18 protein-coding genes are annotated in these 17095 nt (G+C 65.5%); 13 read left to right on the top strand and 5 right to left on the bottom strand.

Annotated elements, in window-relative coordinates; translation table 11 throughout:
- Positions 1 to 142: 142 nt before the first annotated feature.
- The 3 genes from LG661_RS17510 to LG661_RS17520 form a co-directional block, all read right to left on the bottom strand.
- On the bottom strand, positions 143 to 1513 hold the full coding sequence (locus LG661_RS17510; RefSeq protein WP_230533168.1) for a glutamate--cysteine ligase: 1371 nt from the start codon (positions 1511 to 1513) through the stop codon (positions 143 to 145).
- A gap of 203 nt (positions 1514 to 1716) precedes the next feature.
- Positions 1717 to 2856 (bottom strand): carboxylate-amine ligase, encoded by a 1140-nt coding sequence (locus tag LG661_RS17515; RefSeq protein WP_230533169.1) that lies wholly within the window; start codon positions 2854 to 2856, stop codon positions 1717 to 1719.
- Between the two features lie 211 nt (positions 2857 to 3067).
- Positions 3068 to 3814, bottom strand: coding sequence for a 16S rRNA (uracil(1498)-N(3))-methyltransferase (locus tag LG661_RS17520; protein WP_230533170.1), 747 nt, complete (start codon positions 3812 to 3814; stop codon positions 3068 to 3070).
- 225 nt (positions 3815 to 4039) lie between these two features.
- On the opposite strand from LG661_RS17520, the gene LG661_RS17525 reads away from it, so the two are divergent.
- From LG661_RS17525 to lpxK, 7 genes are all read left to right on the top strand, one after another.
- Positions 4040 to 4507, top strand: coding sequence for a hypothetical protein (locus LG661_RS17525; protein ID WP_230533171.1), 468 nt, complete (start codon positions 4040 to 4042; stop codon positions 4505 to 4507).
- 15 nt (positions 4508 to 4522) lie between these two features.
- On the top strand, positions 4523 to 5461 hold the full coding sequence (gene ubiA / locus LG661_RS17530; RefSeq protein ID WP_230533172.1) for a 4-hydroxybenzoate octaprenyltransferase: 939 nt from the start codon (positions 4523 to 4525) through the stop codon (positions 5459 to 5461).
- A 143-nt stretch (positions 5462 to 5604) separates the two neighbouring features.
- A complete protein-coding gene (locus LG661_RS17535; protein WP_230533173.1) occupies positions 5605 to 6408 on the top strand; it encodes an inositol monophosphatase family protein in 804 nt (267 codons plus the stop codon).
- Positions 6409 to 6469: 61 nt separating this feature from the next.
- On the top strand, positions 6470 to 6703 hold the full coding sequence (locus tag LG661_RS17540) for a DUF4170 domain-containing protein (protein WP_230533174.1): 234 nt from the start codon (positions 6470 to 6472) through the stop codon (positions 6701 to 6703).
- Positions 6704 to 6712: 9 nt separating this feature from the next.
- Positions 6713 to 7456: a lysophospholipid acyltransferase family protein gene (locus LG661_RS17545; protein ID WP_230533175.1), complete on the top strand. Its 744-nt coding sequence runs from the start codon at positions 6713 to 6715 to the stop codon at positions 7454 to 7456.
- Positions 7453 to 8742, top strand: a complete 1290-nt coding sequence (locus tag LG661_RS17550; RefSeq protein ID WP_230533176.1) for a 3-deoxy-D-manno-octulosonic acid transferase — start codon at positions 7453 to 7455, stop codon at positions 8740 to 8742. The genes LG661_RS17545 and LG661_RS17550 overlap by 4 nt, the downstream gene beginning before the upstream one ends.
- On the top strand, positions 8742 to 9782 hold the full coding sequence (gene lpxK / locus LG661_RS17555; protein WP_230533177.1) for a tetraacyldisaccharide 4'-kinase: 1041 nt from the start codon (positions 8742 to 8744) through the stop codon (positions 9780 to 9782). The genes LG661_RS17550 and lpxK overlap by 1 nt, the downstream gene beginning before the upstream one ends.
- On the opposite strand, the gene LG661_RS17560 is transcribed toward lpxK, so the two are convergent.
- Positions 9754 to 9972: a DUF2093 domain-containing protein gene (locus LG661_RS17560; protein WP_230533178.1), complete on the bottom strand. Its 219-nt coding sequence runs from the start codon at positions 9970 to 9972 to the stop codon at positions 9754 to 9756. The genes lpxK and LG661_RS17560 overlap by 29 nt on opposite strands.
- Positions 9973 to 10198: 226 nt before the next feature.
- Between LG661_RS17560 and LG661_RS17565 the strand changes: the two genes are divergently transcribed.
- Positions 10199 to 11074 (top strand): TIGR02587 family membrane protein, encoded by an 876-nt coding sequence (locus LG661_RS17565; protein WP_230533179.1) that lies wholly within the window; start codon positions 10199 to 10201, stop codon positions 11072 to 11074.
- A gap of 23 nt (positions 11075 to 11097) precedes the next feature.
- A complete protein-coding gene (locus LG661_RS17570; RefSeq protein ID WP_230533180.1) occupies positions 11098 to 11553 on the top strand; it encodes a TIGR02588 family protein in 456 nt (151 codons plus the stop codon).
- Positions 11554 to 11562: 9 nt separating this feature from the next.
- Here LG661_RS17570 and xseA read toward each other — a convergent pair whose 3' ends face one another.
- Entirely contained in the window at positions 11563 to 13137 is a 1575-nt protein-coding gene (gene xseA, locus LG661_RS17575) for an exodeoxyribonuclease VII large subunit (RefSeq protein ID WP_230533181.1), read from the bottom strand.
- Positions 13138 to 13289: 152 nt separating this feature from the next.
- On the opposite strand from xseA, the gene LG661_RS17580 reads away from it, so the two are divergent.
- The 4 genes from LG661_RS17580 to LG661_RS17595 all read left to right on the top strand — a co-directional run bounded on the left by LG661_RS17580 (position 13290) and on the right by LG661_RS17595 (position 17074).
- Positions 13290 to 14021, top strand: a complete 732-nt coding sequence (locus LG661_RS17580) for a class I SAM-dependent methyltransferase (protein WP_230533182.1) — start codon at positions 13290 to 13292, stop codon at positions 14019 to 14021.
- A 59-nt stretch (positions 14022 to 14080) separates the two neighbouring features.
- Positions 14081 to 15358: a phosphoribosylamine--glycine ligase gene (purD, locus tag LG661_RS17585; RefSeq protein ID WP_230533183.1), complete on the top strand. Its 1278-nt coding sequence runs from the start codon at positions 14081 to 14083 to the stop codon at positions 15356 to 15358.
- 62 nt (positions 15359 to 15420) lie between these two features.
- Complete coding sequence (locus LG661_RS17590) at positions 15421 to 16329, top strand: alpha/beta fold hydrolase (RefSeq protein ID WP_230533184.1); 909 nt, start codon at positions 15421 to 15423, stop codon at positions 16327 to 16329.
- Between the two features lie 160 nt (positions 16330 to 16489).
- Positions 16490 to 17074, top strand: coding sequence for a hypothetical protein (locus tag LG661_RS17595; RefSeq protein WP_230533185.1), 585 nt, complete (start codon positions 16490 to 16492; stop codon positions 17072 to 17074).
- Positions 17075 to 17095 lie beyond the last annotated feature (21 nt).

Below are 17095 nucleotides of genomic sequence, written 5' to 3' on the forward strand. Positions count from 1 at the left end.
GGCCGCAGCCGGATCCGCTTGGACTCAACGCACTAAAGCATCGGACCCAAAAATGGATTTGCACTTTTGGGTCCGATGCTTTCTGTGATGATGAGAGCATCGTTGAGCGCGGAAAACCGGATTCACTTCTCCACACGATGCTCTAGTACACGCATTCCTCGAAGGCAGGCCTTACCGAGCCCTGCCAATCGCCGTGATAGCGCTCCAGCAGTCGCTCCGCCTGGGTGCGGCCGGAGGCGACGATTTCCTCGGCATAGGCAAGGTATCGCGTCTCGTCCCGGCCGGCCTCGTCGAGCCGGGCGCGGCGCTGGAGACCGGCGCGCGCGAGGGCCAGCGCATCGCTTGCGACATCCTGAACGGAGCGGCCCGCAATGGTGGCCTTAAGCGCCAGCTTCGGCACGTCGGCGCGCAGCTGCTCACGCTCCCCCGCGCTCCAGCGCTTCACGAGCTCCCATGCGCCGTCGAGGACCGCCTCGTCGTAGAGCAGGCCGGTCCAGAATGCGGAGAGAGCAACGATGTGATCGGGATTGCCCACATCCGCGCCGCGCATTTCGAGATAGCGCTTGAGGCGTACCTCCGGGAAAAGGGTCGAGACATGGTTCGCCCAGTCGGAATGCGTGGCGCGCTCGCCCGGCATCGCCGCGAGCTCGCCTGCCAGCAGATCGCGGAAGGAGGCGCCGGCGACATCGTGATAGGTCGCATCGCGCTTGACGAAGTACATGGGCACGTCGAGCGCCCAATCCACGTACCGTTCGTAGCCGAAGCCATCCTCGAAGGCGAAGGCCATCATGCCCGTGCGGTGGGGATCCGTATCGCGCCAGATCCGCGAGCGCATGGACAGGTACCCGTTGGGCTTGCTTTCCGTGAAGGGCGAGTTGGCGAAGATGGCCGTGGCGATGGGCTGCAGGGCCAGGGACACCCGCAGCTTTTTCACCATGTCGGCCTCGGACGCGTAGTCCATGTTCACCTGCACGGTCGAGGTGCGGTACATCATGTCGAGGCCAAGATTGCCGACCTTCGGCATGTAGTTCGTCATGATGCGGTAGCGGGCCTTCGGCATGACCGGCGTCTGCTGTCGCGTCCAGAGCGGGCTCATGCCGAGGGTCAGAAAGCCGAGGCCTAGCGTCTCTCCGACGCTTTTCACGTCGCGCAGGTGCTGTGCGGTCTCGCGGGCCGTTTCGTGGAGTGTCGCAAGCGGCGCGCCCGAAAGCTCGAACTGGCCGCCCGGCTCCAGCGAAATCGCTCCCCCACCCGCCTCGTCGTAGAGGCCGATGGGGTGACCGTCTTCCATGATCGGTGCCCAGCCTGTCCGGTCCTGCATGCCTTCCAGAAGTGCCCGGATCCCCCGCTCCCCTTCATAGGGAACGGGCGAGGCATCGGCCTTGTAGAAGGGAATCTTTTCGTGCTCGGTGCCGAGCCGCCAGGACTCGCGCGGCTTTTCGCCCGACGCGACCCATTCCACAAGCTCCGACCGCGCGCCGATAGGGGTCGTATCGGATACGTCCCGCGCCATGAACCACCTCATCAAAAAAGCGCGTTCAAGGCGCGCCGACTCAGGTCGAGCCTAGATAAGAGGCTTATTGCCAAGCTGCAATGAGGGATGGGAACGCAAAGGCATGAGGCACACGCATGGTGCCCCTGGCCAATTCCTCACCGCCTGCTTCGCCGGAAACTCTATACCCGTTCGCCCCTGCGGGCCACCTGGCCCGCCTGGCCTCAGTGCCGGACGACCGCCTCTCCGATGGTTTCGGCGGACAGCCAGTCGACCACGCCGGCGAGCGCGTCCCGGTTCGACAGGCCGCGTCCGAGCGCCTCCGTGAAGAGATTCAGCTGCTGGTCGGCGCTGGTGCCGCGGGCGACGATCCAGCGGGCCATGTCGAGCTCGCGCTCGCAGCCGAGGGCCTTCGCATCGTCCGCGATCATATCCAGGGTCTCGTCCAGGATCTGCCGCACCGGCTTGGCGCTGCGGGTCGCCTCGTCCACGAAGCTGCCGTGAATGCCGTAGCGCTGGGCACGCCATCCGTTCTCGTCGTTGATCGCCCGCGATGCGCCGGTCTGCCCTGCATGAAGCGTGGGATTCCGGTGCAGGTGCCGGACAAGGCAGCGATAGAGGGTGGCGATCGCCATCGTGTCGTCCACCCGCGTGCAGCTGTCGGCCACGCGCAGTTCCAGAGTCGGGAACTTCAGCGAGGGCCGGATCAGCCACCAGACATAGCTCGAATTCTCGATGGCGCGGGCAGCCACGAGGGTGTCGATGTAACGCTGGTAGTCGGCTGCATCCTGGAAAAGGTCCGGGAGCCCGGTGCGGGGCAACTCGCGGAAAGCAGCGAGGCGGTAGCCGAGCAGGCCCGTGCGCTGGGACTGCCAGAAAGGCGAGGACGTGGAGAGCGCCAGGAGCAGCGGCAGATAGCGCTGGATCCGGTTCATGATGTCGATGCGGACTTCCGGATCGGGCACTTCCACATGGACGTGCATGCCGCAGACCACGGTCCGGCTGCCGATCATCTGCAGGTCGTGCATGACCTTGCCGTAGCGCGCCTGGGTATTGGCGCGCACCCGCGTCCAGACGGCGAGCGGATGAGTGCCCGCGGCCATGATGGAGAGATTGTAGTCGCGAGCGATCGCCCCGACCGATGAGCGAAGGCCGGCGAGCTGCGCACGGGCCTCGGAGGAGTCGACTGCGGGCGAAGTTGCGATCTCGATCTGCGGCTCGAGCATTTCAGGCTCGACCCCGGTCGACAGCTTGTCCCGGCAGGACGCGAAGAATTCCTTGATTTTTCCCTTTGCTACGTCACGCTTCGAGGCGTCGTTGACGAAATACTCTTCCTCGATACCGAACTTGTAGTCCCAGCTCATTTCCTGAGATCCTCTGGTTCTTATTGGAACGACCCTGTTCTTGTGGAGCGACCTTGTCTTGTCGGGAGCGACTCTTGGGTGTGTTCATTCGCCTGCGATCATAGCCTCCAGGCTCAGCCCTGGTAAGGCGAGATTGGGGTGAAGCCGGATAAAACTGCTAAGCTTCTGAAGCTAGAGGCGGATCGCTGTCGCCCATCGTCGGGCGCCGGCATCAATGCCAGTCTCCGAGCACGGACTGGACGACCGTAAGCGCCGCCACGGCGGCCGTATCGGCGCGCAGGATTCGCGGACCCAACGATACGCGGATACATTTTTCGCGGGCGGCGACAAGCGCTCTCTCCTGATCGGTAAACCCTCCCTCAGGGCCCACTAAAACGGCAAGGCTCTGCTTTTTGTTCCCGAATTCGGTCAGGGCCCGTACAGGATTCGAGACGGGGGCATCCTCGTCGCAGAAAACCAGGAGGCGCTCGCTGCCCAGGCTGCCGAGAAAATTCTCTAGGCTCTCCTCGGCCCGAACTTCCGGAATCGACAGGATTCCGCACTGCTCGGCCGCCTCGATGGCGTTACTCCGCATGCGCTCGAGATTGACCCGGGCGCTCTGGGTGCGGCGGGTGATGACGGGCTGGAGCACGCCCGCGCCCATCTCGACGGCCTTCTGGACCATGTAGTCGAGCCTTGCATGCTTGAGCGGCGCGAAGGCGTAGACGAGATCGGGATTCGCGCCCTGGTCGCGAATCCGCTCCATGCAGATGAGATCGGCCGTTTTGCGCCCCTCGACCGAGATTTCCGCCCGCCACTCGCCGTCCTTCCCGTTGAAGACGAGAAGCGCCTCCCCCGCCTTGAGACGCAGGACGTTCAGCAGATAATTGGCCTGAGCACGGTCGAGGGCGATCCGCGTCCCTGACTGGAGCGGGGAATCGATGAAGAGGCGGGGAGCGTTGAAATCGTAGGCAGCCATGGCCGTGTTGTGACGAGCGGCGCCGGACTTGGCAAGCTCCGCAACGCCTGAGGGAGAAGCCGCCGCCAGCCTCCACTCACAGGATCGTCATCTCGCATTCAGGTGCGCTCTGACACATCATTTACGTCAAGCGACCGTTCGCCCCTTGGCTCTGGCGGCCTTAACCTGTTAACAGAGCCGTGGCGCACGAGCCTTTGCGCGCCGCCGTATCGAGGATTCTTGCCGATGACGCACATCCGCCCGCACCTTACCGCTGCGTTTGCCGCCGCTGGCATTCTCTTCATGTCCGCTCCCGCCTTCGCTCAGGCGAGTGGCTGCCAGGAGGGACAGAAGATCATCGCCGAACGGCAGAGCCTGGGTCAGCAGATCAACAAGCTCAGCAATGGCGGCAAGAAGAAGCAGCTTGATCCCCGCTCCGCCTGCACGGTCTTCACCAAACTCTCCAAGAACGGCGAGACCGGCATCAAGTGGATGAAGGACAACAAGGACTGGTGCCAGATCCCAGACCAGGTGGTCCAGAACTTCGCGAAAGAGCACGAACAGGTCCAGAAGATCAGGGGCGAAGCCTGCGGAGCGGCTGCGAAGATCGCCGAAATGGAGAAGAAGGCCAAGCAGGCGCAGCAACAGGGCGCCGGCAACCCGTTCGGCGGCGGCCTGACCGGCTCCTACAGCATTCCGAAGGGCGCTCTGTAACCCGAGCCCCTTTTCATGGAACGCCCTGTCGCGTCCTCCCTTCCCGATGCTGTCCAGGGGCACTGGGCCGACCGCTGGGCTCCGGCCTCGCTCAGGCCTTATCTGCGCCTTGCGCGCATCGAGCGGCCCATCGGCTGGTGGCTTCTGCTGCTCCCCTGCTGGTGGTCGGCGGCGCTCGCGGCCATCGCGGCGGGGCAGCCCTGGCCGAACCCCATCCATTGCATCCTGTTCCTGATCGGCGCCGTGGCGATGCGCGGCGCGGGCTGCACCTATAACGACATCGTCGACCGGGATCTCGACACCCGCGTGGAGCGGACCCGCGACAGGCCACTCCCCTCCGGACAGGTCAGCCTCAAGCAGGCGCTCGCCTTTCTGGCGCTCCAGGGCCTCGTCGGTCTCGCCGTCCTGCTCCAGTTCAACGCCTTCGCGATCCTGACCGGCCTCGCATCCCTCGGCATCGTCGCGCTCTATCCCTTCATGAAGCGCTTTTTCTGGATGCCGCAGATCGTTCTGGGCCTCGCCTTCGCCTGGGGCGCGCTGATGGGCTGGGCGGCCGCCTTCGGATCCCTGGGCTGGGCTCCGGTGCTCCTTTATCTCGGCAGCATCGCCTGGGTCGTGGGCTACGACACCATCTACGCTCTGCAGGATATCGAGGACGACGAGATCGCCGGCATCAAGTCCTCCGCCCGGTTCTTCGGCGAACGGGTGAAGCTCGGCGTAGGCCTCTGCTACGGGCTCACCCTCGCCTTCATCGGGGCGGCCTTCACCGCTGCCGATGCAGGCCCGGTCGCCTTCGTCGGGCTTGCCCTCTTCGCCGCCCACCTGGCTTGGCAGGTCGTCCGCATCGACCGGAACGACGGCGCAGGCGCGCTCCGGCTTTTCCGCTCCAACCGGGATGCGGGCCTGGTCCTGTTCGCCGCCATGACGCTCGACTGCCTCGTCAGGTTCGCCTGACCTCAAAACGACCCGGCGTGCGGCGCTGCGAAATCTTTACGCAGCCTTGCCTGCAACTCGGCCTTGCATCCCGCCCGAAAAAGTTCAGGGGTGATTGCCGGATGCTGTAGCATCTCCCGCCTGTCCTCCCCATCTTGAATCCGATGCAAGCCCCTTCCTCAGATCTCATCGTCTCCCTCGGCGAGGCCGTGCGCGATGCCGCGCGACGGGCCGGAGCCCTCGCGTTCCCTTATTTCCGCGCCGGCGGGAAAACGGCTGCGCGGCTCTGGTACAAGGAACACAGCTCGCCCGTCACGGAAGCGGATATCGCCCTCGATGCCTTTCTGAAGGACCAGCTGTCGCGCCTCCTGCCGGAGGCCGGGTGGCTCTCGGAGGAGACCATCGACGATCCGGTGCGCCTCGAGCGGAGCCGGATCTGGATCGTCGATCCTATCGACGGCACTCGCGCCTTCGCCACGGGGCACCCGGACTGGTCGATTTCGATTGCGCTCGTTGAGAATGGCAGGCCTGTGCTCGGCGTCATCCATGCTCCGATCCACGACCGCATGTACGAGGCGGTGCTGGGCCGAGGAGCTCGATGCAACGGGGAGAGCCTGCGGGCCTCGGAGGCGGAAGCCCTGAAATCCGCCCGCGTCGCCGGACCCAAGCCCCTCATGGATCGGCTCGAGCGCCATATCAGCCCCATCGAGCGCCTGCCGAAGGTGCCGTCCCTGGCCCTGAGGCTCGCGAGGGTCGCGGAGGGGTCCATCGATATCGGCCTCGTCTCGTCCAATGCCCAGGATTGGGACATCGCCGCCGCCGATCTGATCCTGCACGAGGCCGGAGCCCGCCTGACAGATTTCACCGGCACCGCACCCGCCTACAACAAACCTCTGCCCAGCCACGGGGAGATGATTGCTGTTGCGTCACGGTTGCATCCTCGTGCTATTGGAGCCATGAGGACCTGAATCACGCGAACACAGCGCGGCACGTCCGTCGTTCCAACTGTCTTTGAAGAGCCCAATCACCATGACCGATATGCCCGGCAAGCAGCTCCTTCACCTTGTTTTCGGCGGCGAGCTCACGAGCCTCGAATCCGTCGAATTCAAGGATCTGACCAATCTCGATATCGTCGGGATCTTCCCCAATTATGCGGCCGCCCATGCGGCCTGGAAGGCGAAGGCGCAGGCGACCGTCGACAATGCCCAGATGCGCTACTTCATCGTCCACCTGCACCGACTGCTGGATCCACAGCAGGCCTGACGGATCGCGATGGGTCTCGCCAAGCGCATCACACGCTCCAGGGCCGTCCAGGAGACCATGGGTCTCCTCGTGGCGAGCTACCTGAAGCTCGTGCACCGCACGAACCGGTTCGTCATGGAACCGGCCGATGCCTATGACCGGATCGGACCCCAGATGCCCGTGATCGCAGCCATGTGGCACGGGCAGCATTTCATGATCCATTTCGCCAAGCGGCCCGAGGACCGGGCGGCGAGCCTCGTCTCCCGCTCAGGAGACGGAGAGTTCAACGCCATCGCCCTCCGGCACCTCGGCATCCGGGCGATCCGGGGCTCGGGAGCGCGGGGCCGCGACATCCGCAAGAAGGGCGGGGTTCAGGCCATGCGCGCCATGCTGAGGGCCCTGGACGACGGCGAGATGGTGGTGATGACCGCCGATATCCCCAAGATCTCGCGGGTCTGCGGCCAGGGCATCGTGACTCTGGCCCAGCTTTCGGGACGGCCCATCATTCCGGTCGCGGTGGTCACGAGCCGCCGGATCGATTTCGACAGCTGGGACAAGGCCAGCATCGGCCTGCCCTTCGGGCGCGGCGCCATGGTCCTCGGCGAACCCATCCACGTGCCCCGGGACGCGGACGCCGATGCCCTGGAAACCCTCAGGGCGACTGTCGAGCGAGAACTCGATGCGGCCCACGAGCGGGCCTATGCTCTCGTCGGCTGCAAGGATCCGGGAGCGAAGAAGGCGACTCCGGCGCTCATGGAAGGATCCCACGCATGAGGGTCCCCTTCGCGTTCAGAGCCTACCGCGCCGCCACCACGGCCCTGGAGCCCGCTGCGCTCGGACTGCTCTACTGGCGGCAGCGGAAGGGGCGCGAGGACCGCACCCGTCTCGGCGAACGGCAGGGCCACCCCAGCCGTCAGCGTCCCAAGGGGCATCTCATCTGGCTGCATGGGGCAAGCAATGGGGAAACCCTGTCGCTCCTGCCGATCGCGGAGCGCCTGACGCAACGCGGCCTCGCCGTTCTCGTCACTTCGGGTACCCGCACCTCCGCCGCTCTCATCGCGCGCCGGCTGCCGCCGGGCGCCGTGCACCAGTTCGTGCCTCTCGACGTGCCGCGCTACATCCGGCGCTTTCTCGACCACTGGCGGCCCGATCTCGCCCTCGTGGCCGAGTCCGAAATCTGGCCCAACGCGGTCATGGCCCTGGACGAGCGCAATATCCCGCTCGTCCTCGTGAACGGGCGCATGTCGGACCGCTCCTTCCGGCGCTGGCAGAAATGGCCCGGCATCATCAAGTCGCTGCTCGAGCGCTTCGCCCTCTGCCTCGCCCAGAGCACTGATGACGCGGAGCGGCTGGCGCGGCTGGGAGCCCCCCGCGTGGTGATGACCGGCAACCTCAAGTTCGACGCCGCTCCTCCCCCGGCCGATCCGCGGGTAGTGGCGCATCTCTCCGGGCTTGTCGCGGGCCGCCCGGTCTGGCTCGCCGCCAGCACGCATCCGGGCGAGGAAAGCGTGATCATCGCGGTCCACCGGGCCCTGGCCAAGCGGCACCCGCACCTGCTCACCATCATCGCGCCCCGCCACCCGCACCGGGGACCGGAGGTCGCGGCCATCGCCGCGCAGGCGGGCCTGCGCGCCGGGCGCCGCTCGGAAGGCATGCATCCCGACCGGCCGACCGACATTTACGTCGCCGACACGGTCGGCGAGATGGGCCTGTTCTACCGTCTCTCCCCTATCGTGCTGATGGGCGGCACCCTGGTCGCCATCGGCGGGCACAACCCCATCGAGCCGGCCAAGCTCGGCGCCGCGATCCTGCACGGCCCCCACGTCCACACCGCAAACGAGATCTATGCCGCGATCGACAAGGCGCGCGGCGCCTTGATGGTGAAGGACAGCTCCAGCCTTGCCCGCGCGGTGAGTGAGCTCCTGGGCAATGCGGCCCTGACCCGGGACATGGCCCGCGCCGCCGGGGACGCCGTTCAGGCCCTGGGCGGAGCGGTGGACCGCACCATGCAGTCCATCGATCCCTTCATCGTCCAGGCCAAGCTCGGGGCACGCCGCTGATGCGCGCGCCGGCCTTCTGGTGGCGCTCCACTCCCTCGTTGGCCGCAAACCTGCTGCGCCCGACGAGCCTGATCTATGGAGCCGTCGCGGCCTGGAGAATGCGGAAGACGGGTGAGCGGGCGGCCCTTCCCATCATCTGCATCGGCAATTTCACGGCGGGCGGAGCCGGAAAGACGCCCACCGCCCTGGCCGTCGCGCGCATGCTCGAGGGAGCGGGCGAAAGCCCGGCCTTTCTCTCCCGCGGCTACGGCGGAAAGCTCGCAGGCCCGGTGCAGGTCGGACTTCATCACAATGCCGCCGACGTGGGCGATGAGCCCCTTCTCCTGTCCGGCGTCGCCCCGGCGATCATCTCCCGGGACCGGCCTGCCGGGGCTCGTCTCGCCTACGAGATCGGCGCGACCGTTCTCGTCATGGATGACGGGCTCCAGAATCCCTCCCTGGTAAAGGATTGCTCCGTTGCCGTCGTGGACGGAGCGACGGGAATCGGCAATGGCCTGCCCCTGCCCTCCGGGCCCGTGCGCGCGCCCATGGCCTCGCAATGGCCCGCCATCGATGCGGTGCTCGTCATCGGCGCGGGAGAAGGCGGAGATGGGGTGGCGCACGAGGCGGAACGGCGCGGCAAGCGGGTCTTCCGGGCGCGGCTCACCCCGGATCCCGCGCAGGCCGCGGCCTTGCGCGAAAGGCCCGTGCTGGCCTTTGCGGGCATCGGACGGCCCGACAAGTTCTTCGAGACGCTACGCGCCTGCGGCGCCAAGATCGAGGTGGCGCAAGCCTTTCCCGATCACCACCCCTACAGCGCCGAGGATATCGCCAGATTGAGGCAGCAGGCCGAAAGCGCTGGCCTGCAGGCCGTCACGACGGAAAAGGATCTCGTGCGGATTGCCGGCGCGAGCGGCGAAGGAAGCTGGGCCGACCTGATGGCCCTGCCGGTGAAGCTCCAGCTGGAGGACGAGGCGGCCTTCCGCAATTTCGTACTGCGCCGCGTCAACGAACGGCGGCTGCGCAGCGGCTTCAGCGTGTGGACGCCGACTGTCCGCTGATGCGCATCATCACGGCCTCCGGCGAGGCATAAGCCTCCTGCCGCTCGACGCTCCAGTACTTCAATTCGTCGAGGGGGATCGGCTGGCCTGTCACGGCGCAGCGCACGAAGGCCCCAGGCTTGATGACCCGGAGATTGCTGTCGAGATATTGCACGACGGCTTCGCCGCCACTGCGCTCAAGCTTGTTCATGACAGGATTTCGCCCGCTCCGGGAGAGGTCTCTGATGGCTGCCCCTCACATAGGTGACCGGCAGCCGGCAATCAATCGGGCATAGGCCTGCAAGGCCCATCGGGCGTCCCGGCGAGCTCATTCCACCCTTGTGGCTGCCAGAACAAACGGCCCAGTTTGACGTTGGCCTAGACGTGGAAGAGCGGAAGCGTTCGGCATCTCGGACCACAACGCAATTCAGGATCGGATGACCGTGGGCGGCTCCTCAAGTCATATCGCACAGGCAGGTCACTCGAGCGCTGCCCAGAATCGGAAGTTTCTCATCGACCTTGCGCGCGCTTTTGCGGGCGCCCTGATCTTTGCCCTGCCCATGCTGATGACCATGGAGATGTGGTGGATCGGCTTCTACATCGCCGAAGAGCGGCTCATCGTTCTGGCCTTGGTGCTGATCCCGCTCCTGATCGGATTGTCCTATTTCAGCGGCTTTCGGGAGACGACCCGATTCACCGACGATGTCGTCGACGCCTTCGTCGCCATTGCGGCCGCAGCCGTGATGGCCGCTCTCATCCTCACCATCTTCGGCGTGATCCGGTTCGACATGCCGGCCCGCGAGGTGATCGGCAAGATCGTCCTGCAGACATTCCCGGGCAGCATCGGCGCCATGCTCGCGCAGGACCAGATGTCGGGTGAAAAGCGCAGGAGCATGGGACAGAAGGACCGGCGCAAGAACCATCCAAGCTATGCGGGTGAACTCTTCCTCATGGCGGCAGGAGCGCTTTTCCTGGGCCTCAATGTCGCCCCGACCGAGGAGATGATTCTGCTTTCCTACAGGATGCAGCCGGCAGGCCAGATCGCCCTCGCCATTCTCTCCCTCGTGCTGATGCACGCCTTCGTCTATGCCGTCGACTTTCAGAGCGCACCGGAGCGGCCCCAGGCGGGTTTCTGGAGCCTCTTCATGCGCTTCACCGTCGCCGGCTACGCTGTCGTGCTCCTCATCAGCCTTTACCTGCTGTGGACCTTCGGGCGCACGGACGGCGCAACCATCGAAGGCATTCTCAGCGTATCCATCGTGCTGGGTTTTCCCTGCGCCATCGGCGCGGCGGCGGCGCGGATCATTCTCTAATCGTCAGGGAGACTTCGAGCATCGTGCAGGAGCATGCAACCCGAGCAGAACCTTCAGCTGAGGATTCCGGAGGATCCGACAGCGTCAGGCGTGACGAGAATGTCAGCAGCACGTCGACATGGGAGTGGGTTGTCGCCATCATCGGCGCAGCGCTCGTGGTCGGGATGATCGGCTACATCGCCTACTACGCCCTCACCACCGAGGCGAAGGTGCCGGTTGCCGCCGTCGAGCCTCTCGGCATCGAGCGGACCTCCGGAGGATACGTGGTGCTCTTCCGCGCACGCAGCCGCAGTTCGGTCACAGCCGCCTCGCTCCAGATCAGGGGCGAGTTGCGGGAGGGCCCGCAAATCGTCGAAACCAAGGAAGCCATGCTCGACTACCTGCCGGCCTTTGCGGAGCGGCAGGGCGGGCTCATCTTCCAGCGGGACCCGAGCCGGTACGAGCTGCGCCTCACGGCGGAAAGCTACGTCGAGCCCTGACGGCCTGGCTTAGAACAGTGCCCCCTGCTCTTCCGCCGTCGCGACCTTCTGCTTTGCGAGCTTGGGCCGCGATCCGATGCGCCCGCCGGTCGCATCGGCCTTGCCGTCCGCGAACTCGAGCACGAGGGCCTGGCCGTCCAGCACCGCATCGGCCGAGCGGACAGGCAGGCCGTCCGGGTCGCGCACCAGCGCATAGCCGCGCTCCAGGACCGACTTGTAGTTCAGGCTGCCGAAGAGCTTGGACAGGGAATCCAGCCGCTCGGCCTTGCGGGCGATCTGACCCTGGAGCGCGGGCGCGAGACGCTCCGCCAGCCCGTTGAGGGTCTCGCCCGCCTGGGCAAGCCGCGTCCGCTCGGCGCGCAGCAGCGCCTCGCGGGAGACAACCAGGCGGCGGCTGATCTGCTTGAGGTTCTCGCTGCGAAGGACGATGGAGCGGCAGAGCGCATTGTAGGGACGCGGCCCCACCGCATCGAGCCTTGCGCGCATGCGGGCGACATTCGCCACCGGCGAAACCTGGGCGAGCCGGCCGGCGACCTTCCGCAGCTGCTCCTCGTGGCCCCGAGCGTTGCGCGCGAGCGCCGGATAGAGCTTCGTCGCAGCCAGATCGAGCCGCTGCCGCTTGGCGGAGAACAGCATCTCCGGGGTCGGCAGGGCGCGGGCCGTGGCGCGCAGATCCGATCGGCGCCGCTCGATGAGGCGCAACATCGCCTCCATGTGGCGGCGGGAGAGATCGTTGACGCCGGCCAGGAGCTCGATCCGAACCGGCACCACCATCTCGGCCGCGCCGGTGGGCGTGGGCGCGCGGATATCGGCGGCGTAGTCGATGAGCGTCGTGTCCGTCTCGTGCCCGACTGCGGAGACGAGCGGAATGCCGCTTTCGGCGGCGGCCCGCACCACGATCTCCTCGTTGAAGCCCCAGAGATCCTCGATGGACCCGCCGCCGCGCGCGACGATGAGCACATCAGGGCGCGGTATCTTTCCGTCCGGCTCCAGCGCATTGAAGCCCCGGATGGCGGCGGCGACCTCCGCGGCGCAGGTCTCCCCCTGCACGCGCACCGGCCAGACCAGCACGCGGCGCGGGAAGCGGTCCTCCAGCCGGTGGAGGATGTCGCGGATCACGGCCCCGGTCGGCGATGTGACGACGCCGATCACCCGCGGAAGGTAGGGCAGCCGCCGCTTGCGCTCGGGCGCGAACAGCCCTTCCGCGTTCAGCTTGCGCCGCCGCTCCTCGAGCAGCGCCATGAGAGCGCCGATTCCGGCGGGCTCCAGCGAGTCGATGACGATCTGGTACTTGGACGAGCCCGGAAAGGTGGTGATCCGCCCCGTGGCGATGACCTCCATCCCCTCCTCCGGCCGGATCTTCAGCCGGGCGAAGGAGCCCTTCCAGATCACCGCATCGATTCGGGCATTCTGGTCCTTCAGGCAGAAATAGGCGTGCCCCGAGGAATGCGGTCCCCGGTAGCCCGACACCTCACCGCGCAGGCGCACATGGCCGAACGCATCCTCGAGGGTGCGCTTGAGAGCCCCCGCCAGATCGGAGACCGACCATTCGGGAGCATTCGAAGGGGCTTTTGCTGCGAACATGAGGTGAACCTAGTCGGTCCACCGGGGGTCTGCCAAGGGCAGGAGCGCAACACAACCGGGGATGAAAAGCGGCAAGATGAAGACGTACGCCCCATTGATCCTGGACCCGGGCCCATGCGATTGCTCCGGCCGGGCAATACCGGAACAGCCTCATGCCGAATGGATGGACAGAATCGGCCTCCGCCTGGATCGCGGATATGGGCGAGCAGGGTGATTTCGGCCGCCAGTTCGTGCTGGATGCTCCCATGCTGGAGCGCATTCGGGGGCGTGGCTTCACGAATGCCCTCGATGTCGGATGCGGCGAGGGTCGCTTCTGCCGCATGCTGCGGCAGGCTGGAACTCGAACCATCGGCATCGACCCGACAGAGACATTCATCCGACATGCAAGGGAACGGGATCCGGACGGCGACTACAGAATCGGGCGCGCGGAGCGCCTGGATTTTTCCGACGGCACCTTCGATCTGGTGGTGAGCTACCTCACGCTGATCGATATTCCGGATCTTGCGGCGGCCATATCGGAAATGGCGCGGGTTCTTCGCCCCGGAGGAACGCTCCTGATCGCCAACCTGACGAGTTTCAACACAGCTGGCGCGGACAAGGGCTGGCATCGTGACGACAAGGGCGAGCTCCGCTTCTCGATCGGTCACTACCTTGAAGAGCGTGTGCTCTGGATGAGCTGGCGCGGCATTCGAATCCGGAACTGGCACCGTCCCCTGAGCACGTACATGTCGCTGCTGCTGAGACAGGGCCTCGAACTGCGCCACTTCGCCGAGCCCGTGCCCTACGGTGGAGATCCCGCCAAAGCCGCGCGCTACAGGCGCGTCCCCCACTTCCTGATCATGGAATGGGAGAAGCCCTCCCGGGCGGCAGCGACGGCAATTTGAGGGTAGGCGGAAGCCCTTGGAGCCGCTATGAGCCCAGGCGTCATGAGGGAGGCAAGGCCATGAAGATTCTTCTCATCGGTTCCGGCGGGCGCGAGCATGCCCTGGCCCGTTCCCTCGCGGCCAGCCCTTCATGCGATGCGCTCTTCATCGCCCCCGGCAATCCCGGCACGGCCCGGCACGGGACAAACGTTGCCCTCGATGTCGCGGATCATCAGGCGGTGATCGACTTCTGCCGGGTGATGCAGGTGGGCTTCGTGGTGGTCGGCCCGGAGGCGCCCCTCGTCGCAGGCCTCGTGGACGACCTGACGACGGCCGGCATCAAGGCCTTCGGACCGAGCAGGGCCGCCGCCCAGCTCGAAGGCTCGAAGGCTTTCACCAAGGATCTCTGCGCGGAGTTCAACATCCCCACTGCCGCCTACCGCCGCTTCACCGATGCGGAGGCCGCAAAAACCTATATCCGCAATTATGGCGTACCGATCGTGGTGAAGGCGGACGGCCTTGCCGCCGGCAAGGGCGTTGTGGTCGCCACCTCCTTCGAGGAGGCGGAAGCCGCCATCGACATGATGATCGGCGGCGGCCTCGGGGCGGCCGGAGCCGAGGTGGTGATCGAGGCCTACCTGGAAGGCGAGGAGGCGAGCTTCTTCGCGCTCTGCGACGGCGAGACCGCCATTCCCTTCGGCACGGCGCAGGACCATAAGCGCGTCTTCGACGGCGACAAGGGGCCGAACACAGGCGGCATGGGAGCCTATTCCCCCGCCGCCGTGCTCACCCCCGAGCTTCAGGCCCGTGTCATGCGGGAGATCATCGAGCCGACGCTGGCCGGCATGAGGGCGCGGGGCACGCCCTATACGGGAATTCTCTATGCCGGGCTGATGCTCACCACGGATGGGCCGCAGCTGATCGAATACAATGCGCGCCTGGGCGATCCCGAAACGCAGGTGCTGCTGCCGCGCCTGCAATCGGATCTCGTGACGGCGCTGCTCGCCGCCTGCGACGGCGCGCTGAACGGCCTGTCCCTGCACTGGTCGGACAAGGCGGCGCTGACGGTCGTGATGGCGGCCAAGGGCTATCCGGGCGCAGTCGAGAAGGGGTCCGAGATCAAGGGCATCGGCCGGGCGGAAGAATTGGAGAACGTCATCGTCTTCCATGCCGGCACGAAGCAGGATGCCGAGAGAATTCTCGCCAATGGCGGCCGGGTGCTCAATGTCACGGCCCTGGGGACCACCATTTCGGAGGCGAAGGCCAGGGCCTATGAGGCGGTCTCCAAAATCGACTGGCCGGAGGGCTTCTGCCGCGGCGATATCGGCTGGCGTTCGGTGGAGCGGGAGCGGGGCTGACGAAGCGCCCCTCCTCCCCTAGCTTTAGGAAGGTCCCAGGCATCAACAGCGAGCGGCCTTCCATGAGCGACGATCTCTTTCCCGGTTTCGAGTCACACTGGATCGACACGGAGCATGGCCGCATCTTTGCGCGCTCCAAAGGCGACGGCCCGCCGCTTGTGCTGCTGCACGGCTTTCCGCAGACCCATGCCACCTGGCATCACCTCGCGCCCGCGCTGGCCGAGACCCACAAGGTCGTCTGCATGGATCTGCGCGGCTATGGCTGGTCCACGGCCCCGGAAGGGGACCCGCAGCACGAGACCTATTCCAAGCGCGCCATGGGACGCGACGTGATCCGCGTGATGGAGAAGCTGGGGGAAATCCGCTTCACCGTGATCGGGCACGACCGCGGCGCGCGGGTCGGCTACCGTCTCGCTCTCGATCATCCGGGACGGGTGGAGCGCCTCGCCATGCTCGACATCCTGCCCACCTTCCATGTCTGGGAACAGATGAAGGCAGGCAAGATCCCGGAGGCGCATTGGGGCTTTCTCTCGCAGCCCCGCCCGAAGCCCGAAGAGGAGATCGGCCGGGATCCCCTGTCCTATTTCGAGGGCCTCATGAAGCTCTGGTCGGCCGCAGGCGACCTCGACATCTTCGACCGGCGCGCGATGGAGTCCTACCGGAAGAGCTGCAACGAACCCTCGCGCATCCACGCCTTCTGCGAGGATTACCGCGCCGGTGCGACACGCGACATCGAAGCGGATGAGGCCGACCTTGCGGCAGGCAAAAAGATTCAGTGCCCGGTGCAGCTGATCTGGAGCGACTTCTATCTCGTCAGCGGCCCTGTGGGCCAGGCCCAGCCCCCCCTCGACATATGGCGGCGATCCTTCGCGCCTCACATCACCGGGATCGGAGTGACCTCAGGCCATTTCGTGGCGGAGGAACACCCGAGCGCGACGCTGGAAGCGCTGCAGGCGTTTTTGCGAGATTAAACAAGCGGAGTGCCACTCCAGGGCAGAAAAGCAGGCCCTGCCGCTCTTCCTCTTCCGCCGCATAGCGTTGTGTGCGTAAGCACACGGCTTTCCGCTTGCGCCTCCCTGACAATGTAGATACGACACATGATAACGTTTTTGATCGACACAGGGGCTTCTTATGACGTCCTCCGTTCCAAGCTATGTGAATTTTCAGTCATTCGGCAGTGACGGCTGCCTGACGCAATACACCGATGGGAGCTTTCCAACCGCTTGGACGGAGTTTTCTGCCAGTGGCGCGGCCTATGTTTATGGCAGAATCTTCAAGCCTGACGGCTCAACCCTGCGCGATACCTTCCTGATTGCATCCGATGATGCATCGGTTCATGCGATTTACTCGGAAGTGACAGCAACAACCTTAAGCGATGGGAGAACGGTTGTCGCATGGACCAAGAGCGACAGCAGTGGAAAGTCTGTTGTCGAAAAGGTTCTCAGTGCAGGACAGGCACAACCCGGCGAACTCCTTCCGCTGAGTGAAGGTTTCAGCTCGGCGGAAGCCCCTCAGGTCTATGCGACCCAAGGTGGATTTGGGCTCGCGCTCCGGGGAACATATCAGAATGGGACAGAGACACTCGATGGCGCATTCGCCTTCTCTCTTGCTCCGACGTCAGGAGGCTGGGAAATAGCAGATGCCGACTACCTGTCCGGTATCCCCAACGATCCTAGCACTTCGATGGTTATCCTAGGCTCAGGAGTCGTTGATTGAGGTAGAAGGCCACTGAAGCAG

Origin of the sequence: Microvirga roseola, from assembly GCF_020866965.1 — a bacterium.
GTDB classification, from domain to species: domain Bacteria; phylum Pseudomonadota; class Alphaproteobacteria; order Rhizobiales; family Beijerinckiaceae; genus Microvirga; species Microvirga roseola.

What these genes read in the sequence shown, in the direction of transcription:
- LG661_RS17520 (WP_230533170.1), bottom strand. Translation starts at nt 3,814, where the DNA reads ATGGCTGCCTACGATTTCAACGCTCCCCGCCTCTTCATCGATTCCCCG.
- ubiA (WP_230533172.1), top strand. Translation starts at nt 4,523, where the DNA reads ATGGAACGCCCTGTCGCGTCCTCCCTTCCCGATGCTGTCCAGGGGCAC.
- LG661_RS17525 (WP_230533171.1), top strand. Translation starts at nt 4,040, where the DNA reads ATGACGCACATCCGCCCGCACCTTACCGCTGCGTTTGCCGCCGCTGGC.
- LG661_RS17515 (WP_230533169.1), bottom strand. Translation starts at nt 2,856, where the DNA reads ATGAGCTGGGACTACAAGTTCGGTATCGAGGAAGAGTATTTCGTCAAC.
- LG661_RS17560 (WP_230533178.1), bottom strand. Translation starts at nt 9,972, where the DNA reads ATGAACAAGCTTGAGCGCAGTGGCGGCGAAGCCGTCGTGCAATATCTC.
- LG661_RS17550 (WP_230533176.1), top strand. Translation starts at nt 7,453, where the DNA reads ATGAGGGTCCCCTTCGCGTTCAGAGCCTACCGCGCCGCCACCACGGCC.
- LG661_RS17590 (WP_230533184.1), top strand. Translation starts at nt 15,421, where the DNA reads ATGAGCGACGATCTCTTTCCCGGTTTCGAGTCACACTGGATCGACACG.
- purD (WP_230533183.1), top strand. Translation starts at nt 14,081, where the DNA reads ATGAAGATTCTTCTCATCGGTTCCGGCGGGCGCGAGCATGCCCTGGCC.
- LG661_RS17595 (WP_230533185.1), top strand. Translation starts at nt 16,490, where the DNA reads ATGACGTCCTCCGTTCCAAGCTATGTGAATTTTCAGTCATTCGGCAGT.
- lpxK (WP_230533177.1), top strand. Translation starts at nt 8,742, where the DNA reads ATGCGCGCGCCGGCCTTCTGGTGGCGCTCCACTCCCTCGTTGGCCGCA.
- LG661_RS17580 (WP_230533182.1), top strand. Translation starts at nt 13,290, where the DNA reads ATGCCGAATGGATGGACAGAATCGGCCTCCGCCTGGATCGCGGATATG.
- xseA (WP_230533181.1), bottom strand. Translation starts at nt 13,137, where the DNA reads ATGTTCGCAGCAAAAGCCCCTTCGAATGCTCCCGAATGGTCGGTCTCC.
- LG661_RS17510 (WP_230533168.1), bottom strand. Translation starts at nt 1,513, where the DNA reads ATGGCGCGGGACGTATCCGATACGACCCCTATCGGCGCGCGGTCGGAG.
- LG661_RS17565 (WP_230533179.1), top strand. Translation starts at nt 10,199, where the DNA reads ATGACCGTGGGCGGCTCCTCAAGTCATATCGCACAGGCAGGTCACTCG.
- LG661_RS17545 (WP_230533175.1), top strand. Translation starts at nt 6,713, where the DNA reads ATGGGTCTCGCCAAGCGCATCACACGCTCCAGGGCCGTCCAGGAGACC.
- LG661_RS17535 (WP_230533173.1), top strand. Translation starts at nt 5,605, where the DNA reads ATGCAAGCCCCTTCCTCAGATCTCATCGTCTCCCTCGGCGAGGCCGTG.
- LG661_RS17540 (WP_230533174.1), top strand. Translation starts at nt 6,470, where the DNA reads ATGACCGATATGCCCGGCAAGCAGCTCCTTCACCTTGTTTTCGGCGGC.